A 203-nucleotide genomic window follows, 5' to 3' on the forward strand; every position below is an offset into this window, starting at 1 on the left:
ATGACCGGATTTGCGAGAACAGGTCCTAGTTATGAAACTTCGTATATGTTAGATGATGCCGTTGGAAAAAATGGCTGGGGAAATGGATACACTTTTCCATGCCTGTTTAAAGTAAACGGCGGATGGGTACTGATTTCTGAAACAGGAGTAGACGGCGGCTATTGTGCCAGCCGCTTGATAGGACATGAGAACGGATTGTATTC

The 203-nt window shown here is 44.8% G+C and carries 1 protein-coding gene; it reads left to right on the top strand.

The window, feature by feature from the left end; genetic code table 11:
* On the top strand, nt 1-203 hold a 203-nt coding region (locus tag DM397_RS00020; RefSeq protein ID WP_204251825.1), incomplete at both ends, for a glycoside hydrolase family 97 N-terminal domain-containing protein.

Origin of the sequence: Flavobacterium nitrogenifigens (assembly GCF_003254565.1) — a bacterium.
In the GTDB taxonomy this organism is placed as follows: domain Bacteria; phylum Bacteroidota; class Bacteroidia; order Flavobacteriales; family Flavobacteriaceae; genus Flavobacterium; species Flavobacterium nitrogenifigens.